Origin of the sequence: Nocardia sp. NPDC050175, from assembly GCF_044459885.1 — a bacterium.
In the GTDB taxonomy this organism is placed as follows: Bacteria; Actinomycetota; Actinomycetes; order Mycobacteriales; family Mycobacteriaceae; genus Nocardia.
In genome coordinates, this window is sequence record NZ_JBITJI010000021.1 from 30,231 (window position 1) to 46,370 (window position 16,140).

Sequence of the window (16,140 nt, forward strand, 5' to 3'; positions counted from 1 at the left end):
GCACAATGTTGGACATGTCTGTTGCGCAACCGGTTGGCGTGGATCGTGCACTCGTCGACTTCGCCCTCGTCGGCAAGTGGATGGATGAGCAGGGCCTGCCCGCAGGCGAATTCGAGGAGGTGACCGCGCTCGGCGGCGGGACGCAGAACGTCATGCTCCGGTTCGGTCGCGGCGGCACGGACTACGTGCTGCGCCGCGGCCCGAAGCACCTGCGTACCAAGAGCAACGACGTGATCCGGCGTGAGGCCCGGCTGCTCGGCGCGATCAACGGCACCGATGTGCGTGCGCCGCGGGTGATCGCCGCCTGCCCCGACGACTCGGTGATCGGCGCGGTGTTCTATCTGATGGAGCCGATCGACGGCTTCAATCCGGCCAACGAACTGCCGGGGCTACACGCGGGCGATCCGGCGATCCGTAAGGAGATGGGCCTGTCCGCGGTCGAGGCCATCGCCCGGCTCGGCGCGCTCGACTATCAGGCCCTCGGCCTGTCCGACTACGGCAAGCCCGACGGCTTTCTGGAGCGTCAGGTGCCGCGCTGGCTCGGCGAACTCGAGTCGTACTCGGCCAACGAGGGCTACCCCGGCCCGCAGATCCCCGGCGTCGAGCGGACCGGCGAGTGGCTGGATCGCAATCGGCCCGCGCAGTGGACGCCGGGCATCCTGCACGGCGACTGCCACCTCGCGAACATGATGTTCTCCTTCGACGGCCCGGAGGTCGCGGCCATGGTCGACTGGGAGATGTCGACCATCGGCGATCCGCTGCTCGATCTCGGCTGGCAGATCGCGACCAGGCCGGAGCCGGGCAGCACCGGCGCCGCGCTGGTCGGCAAGCTCGGTGCCGCGGGCGGGCTGCCCACTCCGGACGAGATGGTGGCCCACTACGGCAAGTTCTCCGATCGCGACCTCAGCGTCGTCCCGTGGTACACCGTGCTCGCCTGTTTCAAGCTCGGCATCGTGCTGGAGGGCACGCACGCCCGTGCGTTCGCGGGCAAGGCGCCCAAGCAGGTCGGCGACTTCCTGCACGCCATCACGCTGGAGTTGTTCGAGCGGGCGCAGCAGTTGATGGAGTGAATGTCGGGATGTTGCCGACAGTTGGCTGAATATCTGTGGTTGATGATATCCGGCCAGGTTAAGTTTGCCGCATGCCGATCGTTCCTGATGTGAAGAACTGGACCTGGGTGCTCGAACGTGCCTGTGCCGAATGCGGTTTCGACCCCGCCGCGGTCCGGTACGAGGATGTGCCGCCGCTGACGCGCGAGACCGCGTCGCGTTTCGCCGAGGTGCTCGCCCGTCCCGATGCCCGGGTCCGCCCGGACGACTCGACCTGGTCGTCGCTGGAGTACGGCGCGCACGTCCGCGATGTGTGCCGACTCTTCGACACCCGCCTCGCGGAGATGCTGCGCGGTACGGCGGACGGCCCGGACTCGCGCTTCGCGAACTGGGACCAGGACGAGACCGCCGTGACCGATCGGTACGACCAGCAGGACCCGGCGCGGGTCGCCATCGAACTCGCCGCCGCGGCCGAGGCGATCGCGCACGCCTTCGAGTCGGTTCCGCTCGATGAACGAGGCCGGCGCGGCGAACGCAGCGACGGGGCCGACTTCACGGTCGACTCGTTCGCGCGCTACTTCATCCACGACCTGGTCCACCACGTGCACGACGTGCGCGGCTGATATTCGCACCAGGACTAGAACGTGTTCCGGACCCCCGATCGCCGGTACCGCTGAATTTTCAACTCGGTACTAGAACGCGTTCCACTTTTGCCTTAGTGTGGGTGCAGTCACATATAAGCACGTGCATGCGAGAGGGTCGACAGGAATGAAGACGAAGGGCGCGATCCTGTGGGGGATCGACCAACCATGGTCGGTAGAAGAGATCGAGGTCGGCGATCCGGTCTCCGGTGAGGTGCAGATCCGGCTGGAGACAGCGGGCATGTGCCATTCGGATCATCACATCGTCACCGGCGCGACGCCGATGCCCGCCTTCCCGGTGATGGGCGGGCACGAGGGCGCGGGCGTGATCACCAAGCTCGGGCCGAACTGTCCCACCGATCTGGCGGTGGGTGATCATGTCATCCTGTCGTTCATTCCCGCGTGCGGGCGCTGTCCGTCCTGCGTGAGCGGCAATATGGCGCTGTGCGATCTGGGTGCGGGACTGCTGATGGGTCAGGCGATCAGCGACGGCACCTACCGGATCCAGGCGCGCGGCGAGAACGTCATCCCGATGTGCCTGCTCGGCACGTTCGCGCCGTACATGACGGTGCACCACACCTCGGTCGTGAAGATCGACCCGAGCATCCCGTTCGAGGTGGCCTGCCTGGTCGGCTGTGGCGTGCCCACCGGCTTCGGCTCGGCCACCCACGTCGCGCAGGTCGAGCCCGGTGAGACCGTGGTGATCGCGGGCATCGGCGGCGTCGGCATGAGCGCGCTGCAGGGCGCGGTGCTCTCCGGTGCGTCGAAAGTCGTTGCCATCGACCCGAATCCGTGGAAGCGCGAGCAGGCGCAGAAGTTCGGCGCCACGCACACCTACGAGAGCATGGCCGCCGCGATCATGCCGCTGCTGGAAGCCACCGAGGGACGGATGGCCGAGAAGGTCATTCTCACCATGGGCGAAATGCACGGCGACTACGTCGAAGAGGGCCTGATCCTCACCGCCAAGGCAGGCACGCTCGTCGTCACCTCGATGGGCCGGATGGACGCGGGCGACGTCAAGATGAACAGCTTCCTGCTGTCCATGCTGCAGAAGACCGTGAAGGGCACCATCTTCGGCGGCGGCAACGCGCGCCAGGACGCGCCGAACCTGCTCCGGCTGTACAAGGCAGGCCAGCTCAACCTCGACGACATGGTCACCCGCACCTACGCCCTGGAGGAGATCAACCAGGGCTACCAGGACATGCTGGACGGCAAGAACATCCGCGGCATCATCAAATACACCGAAGCCGACTGGTAAAACGAGCGTGTTCGTGACCCGGCCGAGCTGGGTCACGAGCGCTGTCTTTATGGCTTGGCCACCAGGCGGGTGGCCAACGTTGTCGCGACCTGGGCGATCAGGTCGTAGGGGATGGGTTTGGTCAGCGGGAACTTCAGCGTTCCCTTGCCTGCCCGGTACGGTTCGACGGCGCGGTTGAAGGCCTTGTCGCCGTCCGGGATCGGGTAGAGGCTGATGTGCTTCTTCCAACCGGCGAAGTGGACGGTGTTGTGGCCGTTCACCGCGAAGGTCGGAATGTCGTAGCTGATCGCCTCCGTCGCGTCCGGCAGGGCGCGCTGGATGGTGTGCCGGATTTCCTCGAGGATGCCGCGCACGTCTTCGGGAAACGCGGCGATGTAGGTGTCGATGGTTGCGGGCTGCTCTGCCACGAGGTCCCTCGATTCCGTGTTCTGGTATCGATCGAAGCGCTGAAAATGGTGGAGCCATCGTCAGTGTAAGCAGGACCGGACCCTCGACTAAAGCTTCTTGCTGTACCAGCACTCCGCATACATCTCGTCGTTGTGCGGCGTCGACTCCTCGTACCCGAGCCGGGCATACAGCGCCCTGGCCTCGACAAGATCGAGCCGGGTATCGAGCACGATCTTGTCCGCGCCGAGCATGCGCGCCTGATGCTCGGCGCCCGCGACGAGAAGTGCCGCGCCACCCTGTCCGCGCACGGCCGCGAGGACGAATACTCGGCCCAGCTCCGCTGTCGTGTCATCGAGCAATTGCACCCCGGCCGTACCGACAGGCTCGCCCGCATACCGGGCAACCAGCAATACCCCGCGCGGCGGCGTGAATTCGGCCCCGCTCGTCGCTGCGATCCCGCGCTCGAGTTCCGCCGGATCGGTCGCCCGCCCTTCATGCAGCTGGTACCACCGGTCGCTGACTTCGGTGTAATAGGCGCGCCACAGCATCGCGGCAGCGGGGGAGTCGACGTCTTCTGGCGCGACAGTCCACGAGTCAGAAGCAGGCACCGCGTCAGGCTAGCGGCGACAACGCTTCCGCCGCGCACCCATTGTTTCCGAGCGCACGAAATTGCCGACGATTTCGTGCGCGGCAGGCAAACGCGTGCGCGGCGGTCAGCGCGTGCAGCGGAGTACGGCCTCGCGGAGGTTGCGGCTGCGGATGTCGTCGAGGACGGCGAGGCCGAGCCGGTTCATCGAGTAGCCGAAGCCGAGACCTGTTGCGGGGTCGGCGAATCCGAAGGAACCGCCGAGGCCGGTGGTGCCGTAGGCGCGCTTGTCGGAGCCGAAGCGGAACTCGCCGCCGGACTTGCGGAAGCCTAGGTGGTAGCGAGTCTTGATGTGCAGCACCAGGTCTCCGGCGGGAACGTCGTCGGCGGTGTCCGCGGCCGCCAGCCGGCCGAGCACGGTGTCGCCGATCGGGAGCGCGCCGGTGCGGCCTGCCGCTGCGCCGTAGACGCGGGCCAGCGATCGGGCATTGCCGACGCCGTTGGAGCCGGGCAGTTCCACCTCGAGGAATTCGCGTCGCGTCGCCCGCGCGGGACTGCCCGTGCGCGGATTGCTCAGCGCGGCGTAGGCGAACCCGCGCTTGGCGACGAACTCGGCGCCGATGCGCAGCGGGACGTCACGTTCGTAGCGCAGGGCGTCCATGCCGCGGGTGGCGGTCATGGTGGCGATGCGCTCCAATCCTTGATCGGCGGGCAGGCCGATGAAGAAATCCAGGCCGAGCGGTTTCGCGAAGTCCTCGGCGAAGATTCGGCCGAGCGTGCGGTGCTGCGGGTCGACCCGGCGCAGCAGTTCGCCTTGATACAGGCCGAGGGTGATCGCGTGATAACCGTGCCGGGTGCCCGGCTGCCACGCGGGCTTCTGCGCGGCGAGGATCGACGCGAGCCCGTCCAGGTCCGCGATCTGACTCAGCCGCACCACCGAATCCAGGCCCGAAAGCCCGGCCTGATGATCGATCAGCTGACGCACGGTGACCTTGTCCTTGCCATGCGCGCCGAACTCCGGCCAGTACTTCGCCACCGGCTGCTCGTAGTCGAGCAGCCCCTTCGACACCGCCGCCGCGAGGGTGAACGCGGCCATGCCCTTCGTCGAGGAGAACACCGGAACGATCGTGTCCCGTTCCCACGGCAGCGTCCGGTGCCGATCGCGATGACCCGCCCACAGATCCACCACCGGCCGATCGCCCGCGTACACCGCGACCGCGGCACCGATTTCGCCGTGCTGGGCGAAGTTACGCCGGAAGGCGTCGGCGACGGGCTCGAACCCGGACTCGACCTCGCCGTGGATCGTTAGCCTGTTCACCGTCGCAGCGTAGCGCGGGCGTCCCGTCGTTGATGGTGGCGAGGAAGCCCGCGCTCAGTCACGGGCATGGTCACATGGGTGCGTCGTTGGTGCGGGTGTTGTAGGTACGCAAGCCGATCACCGCCGCGATCAGGACGGCGATACTGCTGGCCAGCAATGCGCGACCGAATCCGGCGGCCAGCGCTTCGGGCGGAGCCGTCCCGGCCTGCAGCAGATGGGTCGTGTGTGACGTCGCGAGGGTGGTCAGTACCGCGAGGCCGAGCGCGCCACCCAGTTGCTGGGAGCTGTTCAGCAACGACGCCGCGAGCCCTGCTTGGTCTGGTGATACGCCAGCGTTGGCCGCATTGGTGACCGACACCAACACCGTGCCAAGGCCCACCGCCACCACCATCATGCCGGGCAGCAGGTCGGTCAGGAACTCACCATCGACCGGCAGCCGCGAGAGCAGGAACACACCGATAGCGGCGAGTACGCAGCCACCCACGATCAACGGCCGGGTACCGATCAGCGGAATCAGTTTGGTCGAGCCACCGGCACCGATCCCGACGCCGAAGGTCAGTGGCAGATAGACCAGGCCGGTCTTCAGCGCGGAATATCCGAGCACGTTCTGCATGTAGAGGGTGAGGAAGAAGAACATCGACAGGAATCCGGCGATCGCGATCAACTGGGTGGCATCGGCGGCGGCGAGACCGCGGACCCGGAAAATCGACAACGGCATCAACGGATTCGGATGCCGGTACTCGTTCACCACGAACAAAACCAGCAGCAGCGCCGCACCGGCAAGGCGGCCGATCGTGCTCAGCGAGTCCCAGCCCGCGTGGGGTGCCTCGACCACCGCATAGACCAGCAGCAGCACGCCACCCGTGCCGAGGACGGTACCGGCGGTATCGAAGTCCCGGCTCGGTGCGCGGTGTCGATCATCGGGCAGCAGCCGATAGATCGACGCGAACAGCACCACACAGATGATCGGGTTGATCAGCAACACCGCCCGCCAACCGAAGTACTCGGTCAGCACCCCGCCGAGCAGGACGCCCGCGGTCGAGGCCAGCCCGATCATCGCACCCCAGGCACCCAACGCTCGATGCCGATCCGGACCTTCCTCGAAGGTGGTCGTCACCAGCGACAACGCCGCAGGCATCATCAACGCCGCGCCCGCGCCCTGCACCAGACGGGCACCGACGAGCAACGGCGCGGTGCTGGCGAACCCACCGACCAGGGATGCCAGGGCGAATACGACCACACCGACGACGAGGACTCGCCGGCGCCCGATCAGGTCTGCCGCGCGACCACCGAGCAGCATGAACCCGCCATAGGTCAGCAGATAGCCGGTCGCGACCCACTGCAAGCCCTGCTCGGAGAAGTCGAGCTGATGCTGGATCGACGGTAGTGCCACATTGACGATCACCGAGTCCATGAAATCGAGAAAACCGACCGAGCACAGCAGCACGAGGATCAGCTTGCCGCGCCAGGTCGAGAGGACGGATGGATTTTCCATCGCGCGAGTCATCACTAGGTGCCCCCTTCGGCGAACGTGATCACCGGTACCAGCCCCGCCGGCGACACGAGATTGTCATCGTCGAACGCCGCGAACTCGGCGGCGAACCTGTTCGAAACGTGCTCTCGACTAAGATTTGCTTGAATATTACATATGCACTGGAGAATTTCAAGTGAGGAATTGCGATGCGTAGCTACGGCCAGTACTGCGGGCTAGCCCGCTCCCTAGAGGTCGTCGGCGATCGGTGGAACCTGCTCATCGTCCGCCAACTCCTCATCGCCCCCGCCCGCTATCGGGACCTGATCGACGGACTCCCCGGCATCGCGACCAACCTGCTCGCCGACCGACTCCGCGACCTCGAGGCCGCGGGCGTGGTCGAGCGGCGACTAGCCGGCACGGGCAGCGTGGTCGAATACGCCCTCACCCCATGGGGTGCCGAGTTACGCCAGCCGATCGAGAGTCTGCTCCGCTGGTCCGTCCCCCTGATGTTGCGCGGCCCCGAGGGCGACTCCTTCCGTCCCGAGTGGCTCGCCCTCGCCGTACCCGCGCTGCTCGATACCCGGGTCAAGGTCCGCACTTCGGCGACGGTCGGTCTCGAGATCGGCGACCCGCCCTTCCAACTCCGTGCAACGCGCTCCGGCTTCGAGGTCGGCCCGCAGGACGGCCGCGAACTCGACGCCACCGTGCGCGCCGATCCCGCCTACATTCTCGGCCTCGCCGCAGGCGCGATCACCCTCAGCGACGCCCGCGCCCTCGGACTGGTCGAGGTCGACGGCGACGAGTCCGTCGTCCGCACCGTCTTCGCCGCCTGACGGGCGGCTCCGTTCGGTGCTCGGTGGCTGGCGACGGTGTTCTTCTCGTACGCTCGCTGAGTGGGTTCACTCGAGCAGATCAGGGATTGGCCGGTCCGGCATGCGGCGGGCGCGATCGTCACCCGCGACGGAGAGACGGTGCGCGAGGGCGAAATAGACCGGGTGTTCGCGCTCGCGTCGGTGACCAAGCCACTGGTGGCGTATGCGGTGCTCGTCGCGGTGGAGGAGGGGGCGATCGAACTCGATCAGCCTGCGGGGCCGACCGGTTCGACCGTGCGGCATCTGCTCGCGCACACCTCGGGGCTCGCCTTCGACACCACCGATATCCAGGCCGCGCCCGGCACTCGCCGTATCTACTCGAGCGTCGGATTCGAGGTGCTCGCGCGATTCGTCACCGAGCAGACCGGGATCGCGTTCGACGAATACCTGCACGACGCCGTATTCGAGCCACTCGGCATGAAAGATTCGGTGCTGGCCGGGCCCGCCGGGCACGCGGGGCGGTCGACCGCCGCCGATCTGGCGCGTTTCGCGGCGGAATTGCTGAACCCGCAGCTGATCTCCGCGCAGACGCACGCCGCGGCGACCTCGGTCCAATTCCCTGGGCTCAATGGCGTGCTACCCGGTTACGGTTCGCAGCGCCCCAATGACTGGGGTCTGGGGTTCGAGATTCGTGACGGGAAGACTCCGCATTGGACAGGGAGCACCAATTCGGGGGGAACCTATGGTCATTTCGGGCAGTCCGGGACTTTTCTGTGGGTGGACCCCGCGTCGTCGTTGGCGTGTCTCGTATTGACCGACCAGAATTTCGGCGACTGGGCGAGAGCAGCCTGGCCGCCCCTCAGTGATGCCGTTATTGCGGAGGCGACACTCCCACGCAACACGGCGGTGAAGTAACACACGTAACATCGGGCACTCCAGTACACTCAGGCAACACCAGCAGACGGGCTCGTTGGGGAAGACGTCCCCCGTCGACGCTGGAGGTGTTAGTAGTGCGCGCATCGAGTCAGTTCGCGGACGTGACGGCGGGTGTGGTGTACATCCACTCGTCGCCCGCTGCGGTGTGCCCGCACGTCGAATGGGCGCTCACCTCCGCGCTCGGCTCGCCCGCGAAGCTGCGCTGGACCGCCCAACCCGCCGACGGCCAACTCCGGGCAACCAGCGAATGGCTCGGCCCGGTAGGCACCGCCGCCCGCATCGCCCAATCCCTGCGCTCTTGGCCCGTCCTGCGTTTCGAGGTCACCGAAGACCCCAGCGAAGGAGTCGACGGCGAACGCTATTGTTTCGTCCCCGGACTGGGGCTTTGGCACGGATCGACCAGTGCCAACGGCGACGTCACCCTCGGCGAAATGCGCATACGCGCAATGCTCCAAGCCGCAGGCGAACTCGGCAAATACAACACCTACGACCTGGCCGCCGAAATAGACCGCGCCCTCGGCACCCCCTGGGACGAAGATTTGGAGATCTACCGCTACGGAACCGAATCCGGCGCCGAGGTCACCTGGCTTCGACGGGACGTGGGTTAGTCCCACGACACTCCGGTTAGCCGAGGTTTGCTGCACTGCAATCCTTTCCGGCCTGCTCCCGGGCGACCTCGCGCTATTCGAGCGCGTTCAGCGGCACGCCGCGGTCCCTACTTCAGCGTGTAAGCGTTATCGGACACGGTGAATCCGTGCCCATCGCCGGTCTCGCAGCTGACGCCGGTTTGTTCATGAATCACGCACTGTGTCTGGGCAATACGCAGGACGACGTTGTAGGGCAAGATCTTCGAATCGGCAGCGGCCGTTGGCGAACAGGACTGGACGAAACCGCCCTCATTGCCACGCGACACGGAGATCGTGTTGGGCTCGCTCAGCCGGCCCGCGCAATCGCGGACCAGCGGGACATTCGGCGGGAATTGTCCGTTGCAGCCCGCGTGACCGTCGACGATGCTGCACCGAAACTGTCCGCTCGGGGACTTGAAGGTGGTGCCGTAACCGCTCTGGTAGTCGGCGGGGTCCGCCGTCGTCTCGGTCTTCGATTCGGCATGGGCGGGCGCGACCGATGCGCTCGTCGCCGGTGCGGGGGGTGCGGAATCGGAGTGTGTCTCGGCTCCGCACCCGGCGGCCAACCCCAGCGCCGCCACCACGATTCCGAACCGAATCGTGGTGCCACAGCTCGCGGTGCTAGTGCGTCGAACCTCATCGAGATCCCCTCCGTATTTTGGCCGCGCCGGATTCCGCCGCAACCCACCACCATCGAGTCATGGTGTCATCAAAATTCTTCTGCACCAATATCTTCGGAGCAATAGTGAGATCCGAATTCCCCCTATAAGTGGTGTCAACCCCGCCGCGTCATCGGCACCCGAACCGTCGCTGTCAATCTCTTTCGCCGCCTATTCACCGGCTCGGGAGTGATCGTGGGAGGCCGAACCAGGGGAGGACGGTGTTGTCGAAGCGGGTCATGGCGGAGATCTGGTTGTCGGTGAGAGTGAGGACGTAGAGGCCGGTTCCGTGGCGGATGCCGGTTGGGGTGCGCAGGTAGGCGCCGAATGCTGGTTGACCGTTGGCGCGGGTCGGCACGAGGTCGAATCTTCGGCCTGCGCGGAACAGGTTGGCGCAGAAGCGGGTCACGGCTGCTCGGCCCTCGTACTCGAAGGGGATCGGTGGCATCGACATGAAGACGTCGTCGGTCAGCAGGGCCACTACCGCGTCGAGGTCGGCCGATTCCCACGCGCGGACGAACTTTGCCACGATCGCGTTCTCAGTGGGTGAGCCGGAGCCGGGTGGCTCGCCCGACGATCGTTTGCGCTGCAGGGTGGCGCGCGCCCGTTTGAGGGCGCTGTTGACCGAATCGAGTGACGCGTCCAGCATTTCGGCCACTTCGTTCGCGTGGAATCCGAGGGCGTCACGGAGGACGAGGACGGCGAGCTGGCGTGGTGGCAGCGTCTGCAGGGCGGTCACGAAGGCCAGCGAGATCGATTCGGTCAGTTCGTATTTGGCCTCCGGTCCGAGCGGCATGGTGCTCGTCTGTTCGAGCAAGGCATCGGGAAATGGCTGGAGCCAGACGATTTCGCCGAGCCGGGTCGGCTCCGGCGGTTCGACGTTGGGCACATCCCACTCCTTTGCCTGGCGTCGGCTGGTCGAACGACGTGCGTTGAGGCACCGGTTGGTGGCGATCCGGTACAGCCAGGTGCGGATCGAGGAACGTCCCTCGAATCCCGGCAGTCCTTGCCAAGCGGTCAGCAGCGTGTCCTGGAGCGCATCCTCGGCATCCTGGAACGATCCGAGCATCCGATAGCAATGCACCTGCAGCTCTCGCCGGTATGGCTCGGTCAGCTCGCGGAACGCACCGCCGTCCCCGGCCCGGGCCCGCGATATCAGGTCGCCGATCATCACCATCCTCTCTGTCGACTACCTCGTATAGACACCGGCCGAGGACCGAACTGGGCGGCGCCCACTTTCCCGTTGCCACGGTGTCTACCTCAGTCAACACCGACAAAGGAGCACCGAAATGGGAAAGATCATCGTGACCGAGAACATCTCACTCGACGGAGTCGTCCAGGATCCGACCGGCGAAGACGGCCTCGAGTACGGCGGCTGGGCCGATCAGATCAGCGACAACGACCGCCGAGAGTGGGCCGAGACTCTGCTCGCCGAAGCGCTGAGCGCCGAAGCTCTACTGCTCGGCCGACGCAGTGACGAATGGTTCGCCACCAGATGGACGACCCGCACCGGCGAATGGGCGGACCGATTGAACAGCCTCCCGAAGTACATCGTCTCGACCACCCTGGCAGCACCCAACTGGACCAACGCGACAATCCTGAAAGGAGAAGTAGCAGAGGAGATCTCGAAGCTGAAACAAAACCTGTCCGGCGAAATCGTCGTCTACGCCAGCCAACAGCTCGTACGCACGCTGATGAACCACGACCTGATCGACGAACTCCGCCTGATCGTCTACCCGACCATCGTCGGCACCGGCAACCGTCTCTTCGACGAAATCGACAACCGTAAACCTTTGCGCCGCACCAACGCCCGAACCATCGGCGACAGCTTAGCCCTCCTCACCTACAAGACCGTCAGAACCGGATAGTCCGAAGTCGATCGAACGCCCGATCGGTGGCCCCACCGCGGCGGAATGGCTCGGGGAGAGGTGGGGTCAGTGGAGGTCGGTGGAGAGGGCTTGGCTTACTTCGGTTAGGAGGGGGATGGCTTGGGCTACTAGGTGTTCGGTCATTCGGGTTGCGGGGCCGGAGATGGAGATGGCCAGGTGGGCGGGGGCTTGGGGGACGGCTACGGCTACGCAGCGGACGCCTAGTTCTTGTTCGCCGTCGTCTATGGCGTAGCCGTTGGTTGCCGCGGTGGCCAGTTGGCGGGTGAATTCTTCGGGGTCGGTGATGGTGTGTTCGGTGTAGCGGGGCATTCCGTTGCGCTGCAGTAGGTCTCGGGTGCGTTCGGGGGGCATGCCTGCGAGTAGGGCTTTGCCTACGGCGGTGCAGTGCGGGAGGACGCGGCGGCCGACTTCGGTGAACATGCGCATCGAGTGGCGGGACGGGACCTGGGCGACATAGACGATCTGGTCGCCGTCGAGCATCGCCATGTTGGCGGATTCGCCGAGTTCGTCGACGAGGCGGGCCAGGTGCGGGCGGGCGCGCAGGCTGAGCATGTGCGCGGAGGATTCGCCGAGCTTGATCAGCTTCGGGCCGAGGACGTATTGGCGGGATGGCTCCTGGCGCAGGTAGCCGAGGTCGACGAGGGTGCGCACCAGCCGGTGGATGGTGGGGAGCGGCAGGCCGGAGGCGGTGGCGAGCTGCGAGAGGCCCATCATGCCGCCCTCGTCGGCCATGGTCTCGAGCAGGCCGAAGGCGCGCTCGATCGACTGGACGCCGCCGGTGCGTCCCTTGGCTTCGCTCGTTGCGGTCACTGGCTACCTCCATGTTTCCGGATGGTGGAAGCCTACCGGCGGCATCTCGGCCGTCGGGCGATGGCCAGCACCCTCGACGTTCCTTGACCACGTCAAGACCTGCTCCTAAGCTATTCCGTATATCAGAATAATATTTCCGCATTGTGGAATTTGATCTGGAGGGATCCATGAGTCACTCGCTTCGATACGAGGTCAACTGCTCGATCCTGTTCACCGAACTGCCGCTGCTCGAACGGCCGGAAGCGGTGCGGCAGGCTGGATTCGACGCGGTTGAGTTCTGGTGGCCGTTCGACCGCGCGGTTCCCGGTGACAAGGAGGTCGACGCTTTCGTCGCCGCGATCGAGGACGCCGGAGTGTCGTTGGTGGGCTTGAACTTTGCCGCGGGTGACATGCCGAACGGCGACCGTGGGCTGTTGTCCTGGCCCGCCAGGTCCGCGGAGTTCCGCGACAACATCGACGTCACCATCGGGATCGGCGAGCGACTCGGCTGCCGAGCGTTCAACGCGCTCTACGGCAATCGGACCGACGAGGCCTCCGTCGCGGAGCAGGATGAACTGGCGACCGAAAACCTCGCTCTCGCCGCGGTGGCCGCCGCCCGCATCGGCGGCACCGTGCTGGTCGAGCCGGTGAGTGGCGCGGATCGCTACCCGCTGCGGACCGCCGCCGACGCACTCGCGGCGATCGATCGGGTGCAAACATCCACGGGCGCAGCGAATCTCGGACTGCTGGCGGACCTATACCACCTGGCGGTCAACGGTGACGATGTCGACAAGGCCATCGCAGCGCACACTGCCCGGATCGCCCACGTGCAGATCGCCGACAGCCCGGGCCGGAATCAGCCTGGCACTGGTGAACTTCCATTGCAGCGGCAACTCGAAGAACTCGAGACCCGCGGCTACGGCGGCTGGGTCGGACTCGAATACAAGCCGTCCGCAGGCTCCGCCGACAGCTTCGAGTGGCTGCCACGTGAGCGCCGTGCCACCGCGTAAACCATTGTCGAGCAACGACTTCAGGGACTACAGATGACCAATATCGCTTTCCTCGGACTGGGCATCATGGGCAGCCCGATGGCCGTCCACCTGGCCACCGCAGGCCACACCGTGACCGCCTACAACCGCTCCCCGAACAAGGCGGCGCCGCTCGTCGCGGCGGGTGGCCACGCCGCAGGCTCGATCGCCGACGCGGTGCGAGGCGCCGACGTGATCTGCGTGATGGTGCCCGATTCGCCCGACGTCAAGGACGTGTTGGCCGGCGAGAAGGGCGTGTTCGACAGCGCCGAGCGCGGCGCGCTGATCATCGACTTCTCCAGTATCCGACCCGATGTCACCGTCGAGCTTGCGAAACAGGCTGCCGTGCACGGCTTCCGGCTGCTGGACGCCCCGGTCTCCGGCGGTGAGAAGGGGGCGATCGATGCCGCGTTGTCCATCATGGTCGGTGGTGCCGTCGCGGACTTCGAGGAGGCGAAGCCGATCTTCGACGTGGTCGGTAAAACCGTTGTGCACGTTGGCCCCAGTGGCTCAGGCCAGACCGTCAAGGCGGCCAACCAGCTGATCGTCGCCGCCAACATCCAGGCCCTCGCCGAGGCCGTGATCTTCCTCGAGGCGTACGGCGTCGACACCGAAGCCGCCCTGCGCGTGCTCGGCGGTGGACTGGCCGGTTCGAAGGTGCTCGATCAGAAACAGGGCAACATGCTGTCCCGATCCTTCACGCCCGGATTCCGAATCGACCTGCACCACAAGGACATGGGCATCGTGACGGCAGCGGCCCGCGAAGCGGGAGTAGTGGTGCCGATCGGTTCGCTGGTCGAGCAGTTGATGGCCTCCGCCAAGGCGATCGGTGACGGCGGACTCGACCACAGTGCCCTGCTGCGCGGGGTGGAGCGCCTGAGTGGGCGTGCGGACAAGGAGAACTGACGATGGCACGGATGCGTACCGCGGATGCCGCGGTCCTGATTCTCGAAAAAGAAGGCGCGACACAGGCGTTCGGTTTGCCGGGTGCGGCGATCAACCCGTTCTACAGCGCGATGCGCGCGCATGGCGGGATCAAGCATGTGCTGGCCCGCCACGTCGAGGCGGCCTCGCATATGGCTGAGGGTTACACCCGGGCCACCGCAGGCAACATTGGTGTCTGCATCGGCACGTCGGGTCCGGCGGGCACCGACATGATCACCGGGTTGTATTCGGCGAGTGCGGATTCCATTCCGATCCTGTGCATCACCGGTCAAGCGCCGGTGGCCAAGTTGCACAAGGAGGATTTTCAGGCTGTCGATATCTCCTCGATCGCTGGGCCGGTGGCGAAGTGGGCGGTGACTGTGCTGGAGCCCGCGCAGGTGCCGGGCACATTCCAGAAGGCGTTCCGGTTGATGCGCGAGGGTAGGCCGGGTCCGGTGTTGATCGATCTGCCGATCGATGTGCAGCTGGCCGAAATCGAGTTCGATATCGACACTTACGAGCCGCTGCAGGTGCATCGCCCGGCCGCGACTCGCGCCCAGGCCGAGAAGGCCATTGCCATGCTGAACGCGGCCGAGCGCCCGCTCATCGTGGCAGGCGGCGGCATCGTCAACGCTGACGCCGCAGGGCTGCTCGTCGAGTTCGCTGAACTGACGGGCGTTCCCGTGGTGCCGACCTTGATGGGCTGGGGCACGATCCCCGACGATCACCCGCTGTATGCGGGCATGGTTGGCCTGCAAACCTCGCACCCATACGGCAACGCCACCATGTTGGAGTCCGATTTCGTCCTGGGTATCGGTAACCGTTGGGCCAACCGCCACACCGGCGGTGTCGAAATCTACACCAAGGACCGCACTTTCGTGCACGTCGATATCGAGCCGACTCAGATCGGCCGTGTCTTCGCCCCTGATTTCGGTATCACCTCCGACGCGGGTGCCGCGTTGAAGGTGTTCGTCGAGGTCGCCCGTGAGCTCGCGGCGAGGGGTGAGCTGCGCGATCGATCGGATTGGGCGGGGCAGGTGCGTGCCCGAAAGCAACTGGGCCAGCGCAAGACTCACTTCGGCAACGTGCCGATCAAACCTCAGCGGGTCTACGAGGAGCTGAACAGGGCGTTCGGCCCGGACACCCGCTACGTCAGCACGATCGGGCTGTCCCAGATCCAGGCAGCACAGATGCTGCACGTCTACCGTCCGCGCCACTGGATCAATGCGGGCCAGGCCGGACCGCTCGGCTGGACCTTGCCCGCCGCACTCGGCGTCGCAACGGCCGATCCGGACTCCACGGTGGTCGCGCTGTCCGGTGATTACGACTTCCAGTTCCTCATCGAAGAATTGGCCGTCGGTGCACAGTTCGGCATCCCGTATATCCATGTGCTGGTCAACAACTCGTATCTGGGCCTGATCCGGCAAGCCCAACGTGCTTTCAGCATGGACTATTACGTCCAACTCGACTTCGACAACATCAACAGCCCCGAGGTCGCAGGCTACGGCGTCGACCACGTCAAGGTGGTCGAAGGCTTGGGCTGCAAGGCAATTCGAGTCTTCGAGCCCGACGGTATCGGCCCCGCCCTGGAGGAGGCGAAGAAGATGATCGCCGAGCACCGGGTGCCGGTGGTCGTCGAGTGCATCCTCGAGCGCGTCACCAACGTGTCCATGGGTTTGGAGATCGACAACATCGTCGAATTCGAGGAACTGGCCGAGACCGCTGCGGACGCGCCCACCGCCGCCGCACTGCTGGACTGAGGAC

At 65.8% G+C, this 16,140-nt stretch carries 17 protein-coding genes; 10 read left to right on the plus strand and 7 right to left on the minus strand.

Annotation, left to right across the window (positions count from 1 at the left end; all coding sequences use genetic code 11):
- Positions 1-5: 5 nt before the first annotated feature.
- From ACIBK2_RS43250 to ACIBK2_RS43260, 3 genes are all read left to right on the plus strand, one after another.
- The gene (locus ACIBK2_RS43250; RefSeq protein ID WP_396976636.1) at positions 6-1,070 is read left to right on the plus strand and encodes a phosphotransferase family protein; all 1,065 of its coding nucleotides are present in this window, start codon (positions 6-8) and stop codon (positions 1,068-1,070) included.
- A gap of 71 nt (positions 1,071-1,141) precedes the next feature.
- Positions 1,142-1,672 (plus strand): DinB family protein, encoded by a 531-nt coding sequence (locus ACIBK2_RS43255; RefSeq protein WP_396976638.1) that lies wholly within the window; start codon positions 1,142-1,144, stop codon positions 1,670-1,672.
- 145 nt (positions 1,673-1,817) lie between these two features.
- Positions 1,818-2,948 (plus strand): NDMA-dependent alcohol dehydrogenase, encoded by a 1,131-nt coding sequence (locus ACIBK2_RS43260; protein ID WP_396976640.1) that lies wholly within the window; start codon positions 1,818-1,820, stop codon positions 2,946-2,948.
- Positions 2,949-2,995: 47 nt separating this feature from the next.
- Here ACIBK2_RS43260 and ACIBK2_RS43265 read toward each other — a convergent pair whose 3' ends face one another.
- The 4 genes from ACIBK2_RS43265 to ACIBK2_RS43280 all read right to left on the minus strand — a co-directional run bounded on the left by ACIBK2_RS43265 (position 2,996) and on the right by ACIBK2_RS43280 (position 6,734).
- Positions 2,996-3,355, minus strand: coding sequence for an iron chaperone (locus tag ACIBK2_RS43265; RefSeq protein WP_396976642.1), 360 nt, complete (start codon positions 3,353-3,355; stop codon positions 2,996-2,998).
- 87 nt (positions 3,356-3,442) lie between these two features.
- Positions 3,443-3,943 carry a GNAT family N-acetyltransferase gene (locus ACIBK2_RS43270; RefSeq protein WP_396976644.1) on the minus strand — a complete coding sequence of 167 codons (501 nt, stop codon included), beginning with the start codon at positions 3,941-3,943 and terminating at the stop codon, positions 3,443-3,445.
- 105 nt (positions 3,944-4,048) lie between these two features.
- On the minus strand, positions 4,049-5,239 hold the full coding sequence (locus tag ACIBK2_RS43275) for a serine hydrolase domain-containing protein (RefSeq protein ID WP_396976646.1): 1,191 nt from the start codon (positions 5,237-5,239) through the stop codon (positions 4,049-4,051).
- A 70-nt stretch (positions 5,240-5,309) separates the two neighbouring features.
- The gene (locus ACIBK2_RS43280) at positions 5,310-6,734 is read right to left on the minus strand and encodes an MFS transporter (RefSeq protein ID WP_396976648.1); all 1,425 of its coding nucleotides are present in this window, start codon (positions 6,732-6,734) and stop codon (positions 5,310-5,312) included.
- 185 nt (positions 6,735-6,919) lie between these two features.
- Here ACIBK2_RS43280 and ACIBK2_RS43285 point away from each other — a divergent pair, with 185 nt between their 5' ends.
- The 3 genes from ACIBK2_RS43285 (at position 6,920) to ACIBK2_RS43295 (ending at position 9,069) form a co-directional block, all read left to right on the plus strand.
- Complete coding sequence (locus tag ACIBK2_RS43285) at positions 6,920-7,546, plus strand: winged helix-turn-helix transcriptional regulator (protein ID WP_396976650.1); 627 nt, start codon at positions 6,920-6,922, stop codon at positions 7,544-7,546.
- A gap of 60 nt (positions 7,547-7,606) precedes the next feature.
- Entirely contained in the window at positions 7,607-8,440 is an 834-nt protein-coding gene (locus tag ACIBK2_RS43290; protein WP_396976652.1) for a serine hydrolase domain-containing protein, read from the plus strand.
- 95 nt (positions 8,441-8,535) lie between these two features.
- A complete protein-coding gene (locus tag ACIBK2_RS43295; protein ID WP_396976654.1) occupies positions 8,536-9,069 on the plus strand; it encodes a DUF3145 domain-containing protein in 534 nt (177 codons plus the stop codon).
- 107 nt (positions 9,070-9,176) lie between these two features.
- On the opposite strand, the gene ACIBK2_RS43300 is transcribed toward ACIBK2_RS43295, so the two are convergent.
- Together ACIBK2_RS43300 and ACIBK2_RS43305 are read right to left on the minus strand one after the other, a co-directional pair.
- Positions 9,177-9,671 carry a hypothetical protein gene (locus ACIBK2_RS43300; RefSeq protein WP_396976656.1) on the minus strand — a complete coding sequence of 165 codons (495 nt, stop codon included), beginning with the start codon at positions 9,669-9,671 and terminating at the stop codon, positions 9,177-9,179.
- Positions 9,672-9,921: 250 nt separating this feature from the next.
- Positions 9,922-10,917, minus strand: a complete 996-nt coding sequence (locus ACIBK2_RS43305; RefSeq protein ID WP_396976658.1) for a sigma-70 family RNA polymerase sigma factor — start codon at positions 10,915-10,917, stop codon at positions 9,922-9,924.
- 118 nt (positions 10,918-11,035) lie between these two features.
- Here ACIBK2_RS43305 and ACIBK2_RS43310 point away from each other — a divergent pair, with 118 nt between their 5' ends.
- Positions 11,036-11,614 (plus strand): dihydrofolate reductase family protein, encoded by a 579-nt coding sequence (locus ACIBK2_RS43310; RefSeq protein WP_396976660.1) that lies wholly within the window; start codon positions 11,036-11,038, stop codon positions 11,612-11,614.
- Positions 11,615-11,680: 66 nt separating this feature from the next.
- On the opposite strand, the gene ACIBK2_RS43315 is transcribed toward ACIBK2_RS43310, so the two are convergent.
- A complete protein-coding gene (locus ACIBK2_RS43315) occupies positions 11,681-12,445 on the minus strand; it encodes an IclR family transcriptional regulator (RefSeq protein ID WP_396976662.1) in 765 nt (254 codons plus the stop codon).
- 167 nt (positions 12,446-12,612) lie between these two features.
- Between ACIBK2_RS43315 and ACIBK2_RS43320 the strand changes: the two genes are divergently transcribed.
- From ACIBK2_RS43320 to gcl, 3 genes are read left to right on the plus strand one after another with little or no spacing between them, the layout of a single operon-like run.
- A complete protein-coding gene (locus tag ACIBK2_RS43320) occupies positions 12,613-13,434 on the plus strand; it encodes a hydroxypyruvate isomerase family protein (RefSeq protein WP_396976665.1) in 822 nt (273 codons plus the stop codon).
- A 33-nt stretch (positions 13,435-13,467) separates the two neighbouring features.
- Positions 13,468-14,358: a 2-hydroxy-3-oxopropionate reductase gene (locus tag ACIBK2_RS43325; protein ID WP_396976667.1), complete on the plus strand. Its 891-nt coding sequence runs from the start codon at positions 13,468-13,470 to the stop codon at positions 14,356-14,358.
- A gap of 2 nt (positions 14,359-14,360) precedes the next feature.
- Positions 14,361-16,136, plus strand: coding sequence for a glyoxylate carboligase (gene gcl / locus ACIBK2_RS43330; RefSeq protein ID WP_396976669.1), 1,776 nt, complete (start codon positions 14,361-14,363; stop codon positions 16,134-16,136).
- Positions 16,137-16,140: the final 4 nt, after the last annotated feature.